Source organism: Clostridium gelidum, assembly GCF_019977655.1.
GTDB lineage: Bacteria > Bacillota > Clostridia > Clostridiales > Clostridiaceae > Clostridium > Clostridium gelidum.
Genome location: NZ_AP024849.1, coordinates 1,927,640 through 1,941,605, shown reverse-complemented (window position 1 = coordinate 1,941,605; position 13,966 = coordinate 1,927,640). Strand labels below are relative to the sequence as shown.

Here is a 13,966-nt window from a genome sequence, read left to right as displayed (position 1 = left end):
AAATTTATTTCTAAGTTCTAAATTAACTAATTCATAATTACTCTCTGTCTTATATTAAAATTATATACTAAAACTATGATATTATAAACTACAGCATGTTTTCTAACATATTTAATCTAAAAATCAAAAAGGTCTTTCTACTACTAATTATATTATCAGAGTTTTCTCGCTTTATCTCTCAGATTCTAATATCAACCTTGAATATTTATACTTGCATATATTAAAAAATCCAACTTGAATAATCAAAAATAGCATAAATACAATTAAGTCGCATTTTATAATAAAATTACTAACTTCTATAGAAGAACCTTTTGAAAAAGCAATTGAATATACAAATGCTAATCCGCATCCAATTACTGGACCTATAAAAAATATAGGTAATAATTCTTTTTCTATTTGTTTCTTTATTTCTTTTTCTGTCATCCCTATTTTGTACATGCTTTGATATTTATTTTTATCACAATCTACAGATGATAATAGTTTTAAAAATAAAATTATTGAAATTGCTACAAAGAAAAATACTCCAAGGTATGATGATGTAAATATTAATATTGCTGAACCTTGTTTATTCTCTTTATAATTTCCTATTTTTGATGCTACTTTTAAATAGTTATCTTCATTAAAGCTTAAATTACTCTTCCTAAAATTAGGTTTACCTATATTATTATTTTTTAATGCGTCCTCAAGTTCTACCGATATTTTATAAGTATTTTCCCAATTCTTAAAGTTATATAATTTAATATTTCCTATTTCATAGTTGTCACTTTTTTTCTTAATAAATTCATAGTCATTTTTATTTAATATCGCTACATCATTAAGCCAATATATATCACTTCTAAATATATCCTTAAATAAGTTATTACTTTTTTGCAATACATATATATTATTTTTTATTGGTATTTCTAATTTGGTATCATGATTTATATATTCTTCTTGATCACTTAGTTCTTCATACTGCGTTAAATATACATATCTTCCATTATCAACCTCTAGATTTGCATTGTTAAGTTTATTAATTTCATCGTTACTTGTAAATATTCCTTTTCCATAATAGTATATACACTCAATATTATTTTTACTTACTATATCTTCACCATTGTTCTTTACTATTTCATTTATTTTTTCATCTGGTATTATATTTTTTTCTCCCAGTTCTAAATACGTTATATCATACGTATTATTTTTTATTGCTTCTTTTTCTGCACATAAATAAAACCTTAACGTCATTCCCGAATAAAATACTATTACGGCAATTAGCATAGATGTTATAAAAATTATTTTTTTATTTTCCTTAAACTTGCTATTTATATTTGTAATAAACAATAAGTTTTTATAATACTTATTTTTATTCTTTTTACTTATTTTTATTAAAAATCCTCCAAATTGAGAAATCATAAGATAAGTTCCAATTGCAATTATAATCATGCTTTCAAATAGCAAATTAGTTGTTAAATTAACTTCTATATATAGTATAATTGACATTCCTAATACAAGTCCAAAACCTACTAATGCTAACCTAGGGTTATTTATTTTATTATATTGATTTTTTTTCTCTTCCTTTATGAGCTTTATAATTTCAAATTTACATGTAGATATCATTGTTACTAACATGTTAACCAAATATATTAGTATAAAGATGCCTATTGGAAATAGAAAATTTTTAATTCCAATTATATATTCAATGCCTGTAATTTCCATTGATTTAATTATAATCAGAAAAAATAATCTAGAGAAAACTAAACCCGATATAATCCCTAATATGATTGCTGCCACTCCAATAAAAATATTTTCATAAACAATTATTCTTCTTATGTCGCCTATAGACATTCCCAAACTCATAAATAATCCAAATTCTTTTTTTCTTCCTCTAATAAAAGTTGAATGAGCATAACTAATAAAAACTATTGAGAATAATACTAATGAAACACTTGGAATCTTTAGAGTATCTAAAGCACCTTTTGCCACTTGGTCTGAATTAGATAATTTATCGTTGAACATTAATGTTGAATACATAAAAAATGTCATAATAATAAAACTATTGCATAAATAATATGTAATATATTTTCTTATACTTCCTTTAAAATTCTTTATTGCAACATCTTTAAATGTCATATCTATCCCCTCCAAGTAACGCCAAGGAGTTCATAATATTGTCTAAAAATTCTTTTCTATCTCCTTTTTTGATAATTTGAGAATGTAGCCTTCCATCCTTAATAAAAATCACTCTATTACAATAACTTGCAGCAAAAACATCATGAGTAACAATAAGCATTGTTGATTTCAGTTCCTTATTCATCTTTTCAAAGCACTCCATAATGCTCCTTGCTGATCTTGAATCTAAATTCCCCGTAGGCTCATCCCCAAATACTATTGAAGGATTATTTACTAATGCTCTACTTACTGCAGTTCTTTGCTGTTGACCACCTGATACATTATATGGATATTTATTTGCAATTCCATATATCTCAAACATGCTCATAAGCTCTTTAGCCTTATTTTCCATTTCTTCAGCTGATTTTTTATCTAACACCAACGGAAGCATTACATTTTCTTTTAAAGTTAAGCTATCTAATAAATTAAAATCTTGAAATATGAATCCAATCTCACACCTTCTAAATAAAGCTATTTCATCCTTGTCCATCTTTGCAATATCTTTTTTGTTTATCTTAACACTTCCCGTGGTTAACCTATCTATTCCACTTAGAATATTTAACAAAGTAGTTTTTCCACTACCTGATGGACCCATTATCCCTACAAATTCACCTTTGTCAACTTCAAAAGATATTCCATTTAAGGCAGTAGTAGACCTTTGTCCATCTTCTCCATTATATATTTTAGTTAAGTCTTGAACACTTAGCATACTCATAATTAATTTATCCTCCAAATTGTATATAATAATCTTTTATAGCTCTTCTTGATTTAATTCTAAAATAAGTTTCTCTTTTTGAATTTTTTGTATATCTGGAAAAATACAAAACAATACTAACATAATTGAGCATACACAAATTAATATTAATGTAGTATAGTCTGGGAATATAATTGTAGTTCCTCCATCAGATATTGATACTATAAAAGATCCAATAGTTCCAATTGCTACTCCTAATATGTCTCCAATTAACAAGAAAACTATTGATTGAGTTATTATCATTTTTGTTAAATCCTTTTGTTTAAATTTCATACATCTTAAAAGCGCATATTCTTTTCTGTTAGAATTTATATTATTTTTAATTGAAGTAATTATTCCAAATACCATTGAGCAATCAAGAATTATTAAAGCTAATTTAAAAAAGCTCCATCTTTCTTCTATCTCTTTATTAGTTTCTGTTAATACAGTATCTAAAGATGCCCACTTTATTCCTTGATATTCTTGAATTTTCCCATTTAATAATGTATCTATATTCTTATTTGTTGTGTCTATATACATTTTATTTAGTCTACCAGAAATATCATCAACTAATTTTGTATTTGATATATCAATTAATACAGGTTTGCGATTCATTAACTTATCATCCTCTATACTACTCACTTCCAAGTTATATTCATACTCTGGTTCCTTATAACCTTCAGCATAAATAACGTTCTCTTCATTTTCAAACTTAGGTGCAATAAATTTAAGTTTTTCGCCCACTACAATATTATTTTCTTTAGCATATTCTTCACTTATGATAACCTTGTTTTTTGCATCACCATCAAACTTTTTTATTAAGCCTTGTTTTTTCAGTTCTTCTAAATTACCTAAAGAAAATCCAATGTTTTTTTTACTATCATTTCTTATAATAGTTGTTGTACCACCTTCTGTCATAACAGATGCAACTGTATCATCAATTTCATTTACATCATTTATAAGCTTAAGAGTTGTCCCATAATTAAGTTCATAATCACAGGTTAGTACAATATTCGTCAGGTATTCTTTTCTATAATATTGTTCATTGTTAAATGTAATTAATTTTACAAAACTTCCACCAATGGTTGTTATGATTATCATTGTAGTTATAGCCAAGATTAATATAGAATTCTTCTTAACTTGAGGTATCAGCATCTTCATTGAAACCTCTCCACTTCTTCCAATGATAAACCTTAGTGGCTTCATTAATAACCGAAAAATTTTATTTATATATATCATAACAAATAAGAAAGAACTTAAGTATATGCATAAAAATCCTCCTATTCCATGTAAGAAAGAGTTTTTATCTGCTGCAATTATACAAGATAAAATTAATATAATTCCAACAATTAAACTTCCTTTCATAATATATTTCATTAATTTTATATGTTTAAATTCCACATTATCATTTTTAGCCATGGCTTTTAAGGGTAATATTCTAGAAGTTTTAAATACAGGAATTAATAAAACAATTTGAATTATTAAAAATCCAATTAAAGCAATCTTTAGTGCTGGCAAATAATAATATTCAAAGGAAGTTAAAAATAGTTTACATATTAAAAATGATAATATTGTTCCACTAAAGACTCCTGTAATATTAATCATCATTGTCTGCATTAATACTGTAATAAAAACTTGAAATGACGAGCCTCCTACTGCCTTTATTACTGAAAAATCTTTAGTATATTTATATATATATCCTTGAAGATTAGATACTATAAATATTCCACACATTATAAATACTAAAACTCCTAAAAATCCAATAAAATATTGCATACTATTAATATTCTCAAGCAAGTCCTTATCTTCTTGAAATACTTCAACTCTCAAATCTTTATCTAAATTAATTAATTCCTTAGATACTTTAGATATACCATCATCATTTTGTACCTTAACCATCATATAATTAGCTTCTTCTGGAAATTTTAATATTTCCTTTAATGATTTTCTATTCATTATTGCTATGTTTATAGAATTAGAACTATATGTTTTATCCTTGTAAATTTCTATAACCTTATTTTCATGACCATTAACTAATACATTATCTCCCTCATTGACTTTTAAGGTATCAGCTAACTGTTTATTAATAATTATTGTATTTTCTTCAATATCACTATTATATTTATATTTACTTTTACTTAACTCATCATTTTCTATGCCTACTGTGTAAGTATTAATTCCATTAATATTAATGTCTATACCCTCTACAATAACTGGTGATATTTTATCTATTCCTTCTAAAGAAGAAGTTTCTAATAAAAACCCCTTAGTAATTCTTTTTGAACTATCCATCTCGTAACCGCATTGTATTTCAAAAGCTCCAAATTTTTCAAGAGTTTTTTTCTTTAAATTATTTTCTGAATTTATTGAGAAATTCATAAGTGATGTTATTAATAAAATTGATAAAGATATTGCAATTATAGATGGAATTGTAATCCACTTATTAGATATAAAGAATCTTTTTGATAAGCCTCTTAAATTCTTAATCATGTTTACTAATAACTCCTTTAAATTTCTTTAATATAATATCTATATTATCCTTATTATTTTCTTTATTTTCATATTCATCTACAATTTGTCCATCATAAAAAAATAATACTCTATCAGCATAACTTGCTACCATAGGATCATGAGTTACAATTATAATACTTTGATTTAATTTCTCTCTCATCATCTTAAATATGTTAAGCACTTCTAAAGAAGTGTTGTAATCAAGATTACCTGTAGGTTCATCTGCAAGTAATAAATTAGGTTCTGTAATCTTAGCTCTTGCTATGGCCACCCGTTGTTGTTGCCCTCCTGAGAGTTCCAATGGTCTATGCTTTTTCCACCTTTCTAAACCAACTAAATTTAATTCTTGTTGAACTTTTTTACTTACTTCCTTAGAATTCATGCCTTGCAAAATTAATGGCAGAGCCACATTTTCTTCAACACTTAAGTCCCTCAATAAATTAAATGATTGAAAAATAAATCCTATATTTTCACTTCTATATTTAGTTGCAAAAGGTTCTATGTGATAGTCTTTTTGCAATTTTCCATTTAGATAAACCTTACCTGAATCTGGTGAATCTAATGCTCCAAGTATATTTAGTAGTGTGCTTTTCCCTGATCCGCTGCTCCCCATAATCGCAAGTAATTCCCCCTTATTTAGAGAAAAACTAATATCATTTAAAGCCAATATTTTATTTTTCTTTATCCCAAATGATTTTGAGATATTTTCAACTCTTAATGCTTCCATATTATATCTCCTATTCATAATATCTAATTGAGCTTCATAATAGCCTAATTATATTGTCTTACCAATTAAGCTATTTCAAATCCACTCATTTTAGGTCTTTGAAATAGAATAACAAGTCAGTATGCTCGCTTATTTTTATAAAATATAAACTCACATATTTAACTTGTTATCTTCTTTCTTATTCCTAATTCAATATTACATTTTATAGTCACACTAAAGAATGCATTAACCTTAAAATAACCTTACAATTTTGAAAGGTAACTAATCCTCACTTCTGTACCTACATTAATCTTAGAATTAATCTCAATAGTATGTCCTAATTTTTTGCATATCTCTTTACTAATGAATAATCCAATACCTGTAGAATTTCTTATTTTTCGTCCATTCTCGCCTGTAAAAAATGCTTCAAATACTCTCTTTAAATCATATTCAGGTATTCCTATGCCATTATCTCTTATACTAAGTATTACTTCTTCATTACTGCTTTCAATATTAAAATAAACCTTTCTATTACTATTATTTACTGTATATTTTATTGCATTCGTAATAATCTGTTCTATTATTATTCTATTCCATTTTTTATCTGTACATATGTATATATCATTTTCACTACATTCAAACACTGGAAAAACTTCATTATGAATAAATTTACTTTTATTATCGTTAATTATATTTTTCAATTCCTGCACAATGTTTACATTAGTTAATTCTAAATCATTTCCAAAACTATCGATTCTAATAAAACTTAGAACTTGCTCTAAAGAAGATTCTAAATTGTTATTTTCTTTTTCTATATCAATTAAAATATCTCTTTCTATTACTTCCTGTGACTTTCCCTTATCTATTATTAATGCCATAACAGATATATAGTTTTTAAATTTATGAATACTATTAGCTAAAAAATGTTCTTTTTCTTTATATTTATTAACTATATTATTTTCATTTTTTATATGCTCAAGATTAAGCTCTTTTAAAAGAGAATATATCTCCTTTTGTTCTTTTGTAGCACATCTTATATTATAATTTCTTTCATTCCTAGAATTTTGTATATCTATATTGAATCTTGAATATTTAATAAAATCAATGACTAAATAACTTAACATTAAAAATATTGTTATTGAAATTGGATATAATATCTCTACCGTGTCATTAACCGTTAAGCTATAAAAAGTTATTATTAATATGGAATTTATAAACATAAATAAAATATAACTTGTCCTATCTATAACGAAATTAGCAACTGTCTTTTTCATAAATTTATACCTTAAATTATGGCAGCTACATCTAAAATATAGCCTACCCCTCTCTTAGTTTTTATAACATCAACTAGCCCAAGCTCCTTTAAAATATTTCTAATTCTAGTGATGTTTACATTCAATGTATTCTCATCTATGAAATTTCCATCATCCCAAAGTTCTTCAAACAATATAGCTCTTGATAAAATTTCCCCTGAATTATCAAAAAACTTTTTTAGCAATTTTAGTTCATTCTTACTAATTTCAAATGATTTTTCTTTATATATTATTTGATAATTATGTGAATCTAAAACTAGTCCATTAATATTAACTGTAGTTTTTGTTTCAGCATATTCTCCATAGCTTCTTCTAAGTACCGCTTTAATTTTAGAATTCAATATATCCAATTTAAATGGTTTGGTTATGTAATCATCTGCTCCCAAATCAACAGCTAATATCTGATCCGTATCTCCACTTCTAGCTGATGTAATAATTATAGGTATATTTGAACTTTGCCTAATTTCTCTACATATATAATAGCCATCAAAATATGGAAGGTTTATATCTAAAATAATAAGATTTGGCTTTATTTCATTAACCTCATCCATTATATTAATAAAACTTTCTGTTTGATGCACTATGTATCCATTATTCTCTAAATACTCTTTAGTAATATCACTAAGCTTTAAATCATCCTCAATAATATATATCTTTTCCATTACTTATCTCTCCTTTTAGGTACAGAACAAATTGCTACACAATTTTAATCTAAATTATCTTAATTGCGCTTAATAATTTCTTGGTTGCGCTTCGCGCCTTTTTCATATGGGTATATTCTTTAAAATTATACCAATCATTTTTATTATTGTCTAAATATTGCTATGCATTTATTTTCGTGAAATATATTGAAACACAAAAAATCTTCTTACCATAAGATAAGAAGAACTTTTAGTGTAGCTATAATCTAAATAATTCAATTTGAATTTTTAACAATATTAACAAAGCTTGTTAATAAATTTTTAATCTTTGTAAATGACCAATTTTATAGAAGTATATAGTAATCGATTTTTTATTTGTATTTTTCTTTTCATTATATACTCCTTCTAATTCCAATATGTTTAATTTTCTCTATAACAATGCTTTCATGTTCTGTGCTATACATTAGTTGAACATTTTTGCATTTTGTAAATTCCTTCATAGCTTCTCTACCATCTTTTATTGCTTTTATCACTGCAACTTCATCAACATATTTAGTTTTCTCATCTTCATGGTATTCCACGATTTCAAATTTAACAAATTGATTTGGATACATTTCTCTAACTTCCTGCCATTTCATTTGAATCAGCTCCTTTATATTAAATACTAGATATTATTCTTAATTTGCATTTATATTTTATACTATAAGTTCTTCTGACCTTTTTATTTTAATTAGGCACATGAAAATAAATAACAAGTCCAAAACTGTCATGGATATTTTTCATCAGGCAAGGAAGTAAAGTGTCATCATAGCGAGTCTATTATGGCATTTTGCTGACGCAGGATGATGGAAAATATGCTGGCAGATGGACTTGTTATTTTTTTGATTGTGCCTTATAACTTGCCATATAACTTCTTAAAACAAAAATTTCACTTTGAATAAATACACGTTCCATGTTTGAAAGATTATTTTTTTGTAATGATTATTTCCGCTAAAAAGTGCACACCCAAACAACAAAATGCACACCCCTAATTCAAAAAACATCAGAGGTGTGCATGTCCAACACAAAAATCTATAAATTTAATCACTAAAACTTGAAATTTTCACCAATATTTTATACCATTAGAACACTCTGCTCCAATAGGGTTAATGTTAAATATTAATCTAATCCATTACTTTTAATTACATTCTTATACCAATAAAAACTTTTCTTTCTTGATCTTTTATATGTTCCATTTCCTAAATCATCTGCATCCACATAGATAAATCCATAACGTTTGCTCATTTGAGATGTTGATGCACTTACAATATCAATACATGCCCATGATGTATATCCCATACATTCAACACCTTCATCAATTGCAAGTGCAATTTGCTCAAAGTGTTTTCTAAAATATTCAATACGATAGTCATCATTAATAGAACCATCTTCTTCAATTTTATCATAAGCTCCAATTCCATTTTCAACTATCCATAATGGTTTACGATAACGATCATATAAATCAATTAATGAAACACGTAATCCCTTTGGATCTACTTGCCATCCCCATTCACTTATAGGAAGATATGGATTTTTAACTCCTGTTACTAAATTTCCGCCTACCTTTTCACGATTTTCAGCATTTATACTTTGTACCATTGACATATAATAACTAAATGAAATGAAGTCTACTGTATATTGTTTTAAAATTGCCTCATCACCTTCATTCATTTTTACATCTATGTTATTCTTATTAAAATAATTTAATAAATGCCTTGGATATTCACCTAATACTTGTACATCTGTATAAACAAAATTATTTCTGTTATCTCTTTGAGCCAAAATAATATCATCTGGATTACATGTTTCTGGATAAGTTAACGTTTTTGTAACCATGCATCCAACCTGAGAATTTGGTATTATTTCATGACAATATTGGGTCGCTAAAGCACTTGCTATAAATTGATGATGTAAAGCTTGATATATTGCTTTTTCAGCTTCTTTCTTATTAGCATACTTTTCTTCTACAACTCCTACTGTAGTAAATGGGTGACGGAAAACACTATCTATTTCATTAAAGGTTAGCCAATACTTAACTAAATCCTTATAACGATCAAAACATACTTTAGCATATTTTACAAACATGTCAACTAACTCACGGGATACCCAGCCATCATAATGATTCACCAAATAAATTGGCATTTCATAATGAGATAAAGTAACCAATGGTTCTATATTATTTGCTCTTAATTCTTTGAAAAGTTCTTCATAAAATTGCAATCCTTTTTCATTTGGTTTTTCTTCATTACCATTTGGAAATATGCGTGTCCATGCTATAGAAACACGTAGCGTCTTGAATCCCATTTCTTTAAATAAGGCTATGTCTTCTTTATAATGATGATAAAAATCAATTCCTCTACGCTTTGGATAATAAGTGTCTTCTTTAGCTTTCATGGAATTCTCTATATCCTTTAATCCAACATACCATTGATTAACATAATCTTTTATATCAATATGAGGCTTATACATAGCAACATCTGCCACCGACATTCCTTTGCCATCAATATTCCATGCTCCTTCTGCTTGATTTGCAGCTATTGCACCTCCCCATAAAAATCCTTTTGGAAATGATATTTTACCCATGATAATAATTCCTCCATTTTATCTGCCTAAATTTTTGCCATTACTTTCTATAATTTGTCTATAATAATTATAACTTTCTTTTCTCATACGCTTAAATGTCCCACTACCATCATTATTTCTATCTACATACACAAAACCATATCGCTTTTTCATTTCTCCAGTACCTGCCGAAACAATATCTATAGGTCCCCACCAAGTATAGCCTAATATGTCTGCTCCATCCTCTATTGCTTCTTTCATCATGATTACATGTTCTTTTAAATACTCCATTCTCTCATCATCATGAATCTTTCCATCATCAGCGATTTCATCACTAGTACCTAAGCCATTTTCTACAATAAATAGTGGCTTGTGATAACGATCTGTCAGTTCATTACATACATAACGTAAACCTAATGGATCTATTGGCCATCCCCACTTACTTTCTTTCAAATATGGATTTTTCTTACCTAACAATCCTCCAGTATTTCCAAGAATCTTCATTCCTGCTTCATGTAAAGATGAACGATAATAACTAAATCCTAAATAATCACAAGTACCTCTTTTTAAAATATCTTTATCTCCTGGTTCCATTTCTATAGAAATATTATTTTCCTTTTCTATACGATTAAAGTATGATGGATATTCTCCAAGAAGCTGAATATCACTATAAAAAAGTGAACGACGACGTAACTCATATGATTCAAAAACATCTTCAGGCTTGCAAGTAGCTGGATAAATTGGCGATAAAGAAAGCATACATCCAAGCTTAAATTCTTTGTTAATATCATGTCCCATTATAACAGCTTTTGCACTTGCTACTAACATATTATGACTTGCCTGATAAATATTTTGAAGTTTGTTCTCATCTTCCTTTACTTCAATTGCAGCTGCAATAAGTGGTAATGTATGTGCATGATTTATTTCATTAAATGTCATCCAATACTTCACTTTATCTTTATATCTATTAAATATAACATTACAGTAGTTTGTATAAAAATCAATTAACTTTCTATTTTTCCATCCGCCATATTTTTTAATTAAATTAAGTGGTGTTTCAAAATGTGAAATTGTAATAACAGGCTCCATATTATACTTTAATAATTCATCAAATAAATTATCGTAAAATTTTAATCCCTTTTCATTTGGCTCTGTTTCATCTCCATTTGGAAAAATTCGGCTCCATGCTATAGATGTCCTGAAACACTTCATGCCTAATTCTGATAATTCCTTCAAATCCTCTTTATAAGTGTGATAAAAATCTATTGCCTCATGACTTGGATAATATTTATCATCTTCTATGTTCAAAGATATATTCTTGAAACGATCCTTTCCCACTGGCAGTACATCTGCAACACTTAATCCCTTACCATCTTCATTATAAGCGCCTTCTGCTTGGTTAGCTGCAATTGCTCCCCCCCATAAAAATTCTTTTTGAAATCCCATATTTATGCCTCCTTCATTATCAAGTTCATAACCCTATCCTCATTATTTACATGACGATATTCATCTATATTTACGCCATTAAATTCATTACTATTAGTTATAATCATCATAGTTGTTGTATCGTAACCTTTTTCCTTTATTGCTTCTAAATCAAATTGAATTAATTGTTGTCCCTTTCTTACGCTTTCGCCTTGATTAACAAGCATTTTGAAATGTTCACCTTTTAATTCAACTGTATTTATACCAACGTGTATTAATACTTCTATGTTATTACTTGATTTAATTCCCACTGCATGACCTGTTGGAAATGCCACTTCAATAATTCCATCTATTGGTGATGTTACCACTCCATTTTCAGGTATAAACGCAATACCTTCTCCCATTGCCTTACCTGCGAAGACTTGATCCTGAACTTGTTCTATATTAATCATTTCTCCTTGAATACATGAAACCAATTCTAAATCACTCTTATTAGCTTTTGCAGGTCTTGAAGTAGTTTCACCCTCATCAAAACCAAAAAAATATGTTAATGCTGCTGAAATTGTGAATGCCATAATTATACCGATTATATAAATTGTAAAAGTGTCTCCGAAGAAAGCTGGTAATGTTGTTAACGCTGGAAATACATATACAATTGCTTTTGTGTGGAACGCTCCTATAAATGCTCCTGCAATTCCACCTGCTATAGTTTGAGCTATTAAAGGCTTCTTATATTTTACAGATAAACCATACACTATAGGTTCTGTAATCCCACCTAATAATGCTGGAACCAAGGATGATGCTGCAAGTCCTCTTGTTTCCTTATTTCTAGAACGAAGAAACACACCTAAAGCAACACCTGCACTAGCAAATGTAGCAGCTGCAATCATTGGTCTAATGACATCATATCCTAAATTTGAAAGGTTATTTATCATTATTGGAACAACTCCCCAATGAATACCCATCATAACTAAATATGTCCACCCTGCACCTACAATAAGACCTGCTAACAATCCATTATTAGAACTTAAGGTATTGATTACATATCCCATTCCATTTCCAAGTGTTACGCCAATTGGTCCAATTACTATTACAGCTAGGGGAACCATAATAAGCAACGCAACCATTGATAGTGCAAATATTTCAATACTTTTAGGAATAAATTTCTTTAAGAATTTTTCTAAATATGAGTATGCCCATATGGTTAATATTGAAGGAATAACAGTTCCTGAATATCCCATTAGCACAACTGGAATACCAACAAAAGATGCCATATCTCCATTTGCTTTCATTAATCCTGTAAAATTAGGTTCCATTAATGCTCCAATTATTGCTACTGAAATAAATGGATTAACCTTAAAAGTTTTTGCTGCACTAAATGCTAAAAATAATGGTAAGAAATAGAATACACTATTTCCAGCAGCACTTAATATTTTATAAGTACTTCCTGCTTTATCCATAAGTCCATATGTTGTTAAAATAACAAGAACTGCCTTAATCATACCGGATCCAGCTAGCGCTATTATTATTGGAGTAAAAATAGATGCCATTGTATTAAACGCACGAGTTAATATATTTCCAGACGGCTTTTCTTCTACAACCTTTGTTTCAGCTTCACTTTTAATTTCTGGATACATATTTAATACTGTATCAAATACATCTGAAACTTCATTTCCAATAACAACTTGAAATTGACCATTTCCTTCGACTACAGTTAATACACCTTTTATATTTTTAATTGATTCTTTATCTGCTTTTGACGTTTCCTTTAACTTAAATCTTAATCTAGTCACACAATGGAATAAACTATTAATATTTTCTATCCCGCCAACTTTATCAACCACTTCTTTTGCAAGTTGTTCATAATTTTTTTTCGCCATAGTTC

10 protein-coding genes are annotated in these 13,966 nt (G+C 27.7%); all 10 read right to left on the bottom strand.

Going from position 1 to position 13,966, the window contains the following annotated elements; genetic code table 11:
* Positions 1-171: 171 nt before the first annotated feature.
* A complete protein-coding gene (locus tag psyc5s11_RS08610; RefSeq protein WP_224037192.1) occupies positions 172-2,112 on the bottom strand; it encodes an FtsX-like permease family protein in 1,941 nt (646 codons plus the stop codon).
* Positions 2,102-2,866, bottom strand: coding sequence for an ABC transporter ATP-binding protein (locus psyc5s11_RS08605; RefSeq protein ID WP_224037191.1), 765 nt, complete (start codon positions 2,864-2,866; stop codon positions 2,102-2,104). Before psyc5s11_RS08605 ends, psyc5s11_RS08610 begins: the two co-directional genes overlap by 11 nt.
* A 36-nt stretch (positions 2,867-2,902) precedes the next feature.
* A complete protein-coding gene (locus tag psyc5s11_RS08600; RefSeq protein WP_224037190.1) occupies positions 2,903-5,374 on the bottom strand; it encodes an ABC transporter permease in 2,472 nt (823 codons plus the stop codon).
* Complete coding sequence (locus psyc5s11_RS08595) at positions 5,367-6,122, bottom strand: ABC transporter ATP-binding protein (RefSeq protein ID WP_224037189.1); 756 nt, start codon at positions 6,120-6,122, stop codon at positions 5,367-5,369. The genes psyc5s11_RS08600 and psyc5s11_RS08595 overlap by 8 nt, the downstream gene beginning before the upstream one ends.
* 242 nt (positions 6,123-6,364) lie before the next feature.
* The gene (locus psyc5s11_RS08590) at positions 6,365-7,375 is read right to left on the bottom strand and encodes a sensor histidine kinase (RefSeq protein ID WP_224037188.1); all 1,011 of its coding nucleotides are present in this window, start codon (positions 7,373-7,375) and stop codon (positions 6,365-6,367) included.
* An 11-nt stretch (positions 7,376-7,386) separates the two neighbouring features.
* The gene (locus psyc5s11_RS08585; protein WP_224037187.1) at positions 7,387-8,076 is read right to left on the bottom strand and encodes a response regulator transcription factor; all 690 of its coding nucleotides are present in this window, start codon (positions 8,074-8,076) and stop codon (positions 7,387-7,389) included.
* 371 nt (positions 8,077-8,447) lie between these two features.
* Positions 8,448-8,693 carry a hypothetical protein gene (locus tag psyc5s11_RS08580; protein WP_224037186.1) on the bottom strand — a complete coding sequence of 82 codons (246 nt, stop codon included), beginning with the start codon at positions 8,691-8,693 and terminating at the stop codon, positions 8,448-8,450.
* A gap of 520 nt (positions 8,694-9,213) precedes the next feature.
* On the bottom strand, positions 9,214-10,677 hold the full coding sequence (locus psyc5s11_RS08575; RefSeq protein ID WP_224037185.1) for a glycoside hydrolase family 1 protein: 1,464 nt from the start codon (positions 10,675-10,677) through the stop codon (positions 9,214-9,216).
* 18 nt (positions 10,678-10,695) lie between these two features.
* Positions 10,696-12,102 carry a glycoside hydrolase family 1 protein gene (locus tag psyc5s11_RS08570; protein ID WP_224037184.1) on the bottom strand — a complete coding sequence of 469 codons (1,407 nt, stop codon included), beginning with the start codon at positions 12,100-12,102 and terminating at the stop codon, positions 10,696-10,698.
* 2 nt (positions 12,103-12,104) lie between these two features.
* Positions 12,105-13,961 (bottom strand): beta-glucoside-specific PTS transporter subunit IIABC, encoded by a 1,857-nt coding sequence (locus tag psyc5s11_RS08565; protein ID WP_224037183.1) that lies wholly within the window; start codon positions 13,959-13,961, stop codon positions 12,105-12,107.
* Positions 13,962-13,966: the final 5 nt, after the last annotated feature.

Bases quoted from the DNA above. Each gene is read 5' to 3' on its own strand.
- psyc5s11_RS08610 (WP_224037192.1), bottom strand. From the start codon at position 2,112: ATGACATTTAAAGATGTTGCAATAAAGAATTTTAAAGGAAGTATAAGA.
- psyc5s11_RS08605 (WP_224037191.1), bottom strand. From the start codon at position 2,866: ATGAGTATGCTAAGTGTTCAAGACTTAACTAAAATATATAATGGAGAA.
- psyc5s11_RS08600 (WP_224037190.1), bottom strand. From the start codon at position 5,374: ATGATTAAGAATTTAAGAGGCTTATCAAAAAGATTCTTTATATCTAAT.
- psyc5s11_RS08595 (WP_224037189.1), bottom strand. From the start codon at position 6,122: ATGGAAGCATTAAGAGTTGAAAATATCTCAAAATCATTTGGGATAAAG.
- psyc5s11_RS08590 (WP_224037188.1), bottom strand. From the start codon at position 7,375: ATGAAAAAGACAGTTGCTAATTTCGTTATAGATAGGACAAGTTATATT.
- psyc5s11_RS08585 (WP_224037187.1), bottom strand. From the start codon at position 8,076: ATGGAAAAGATATATATTATTGAGGATGATTTAAAGCTTAGTGATATT.
- psyc5s11_RS08580 (WP_224037186.1), bottom strand. From the start codon at position 8,693: ATGAAATGGCAGGAAGTTAGAGAAATGTATCCAAATCAATTTGTTAAA.
- psyc5s11_RS08575 (WP_224037185.1), bottom strand. From the start codon at position 10,677: ATGGGTAAAATATCATTTCCAAAAGGATTTTTATGGGGAGGTGCAATA.
- psyc5s11_RS08570 (WP_224037184.1), bottom strand. From the start codon at position 12,102: ATGGGATTTCAAAAAGAATTTTTATGGGGGGGAGCAATTGCAGCTAAC.
- psyc5s11_RS08565 (WP_224037183.1), bottom strand. From the start codon at position 13,961: ATGGCGAAAAAAAATTATGAACAACTTGCAAAAGAAGTGGTTGATAAA.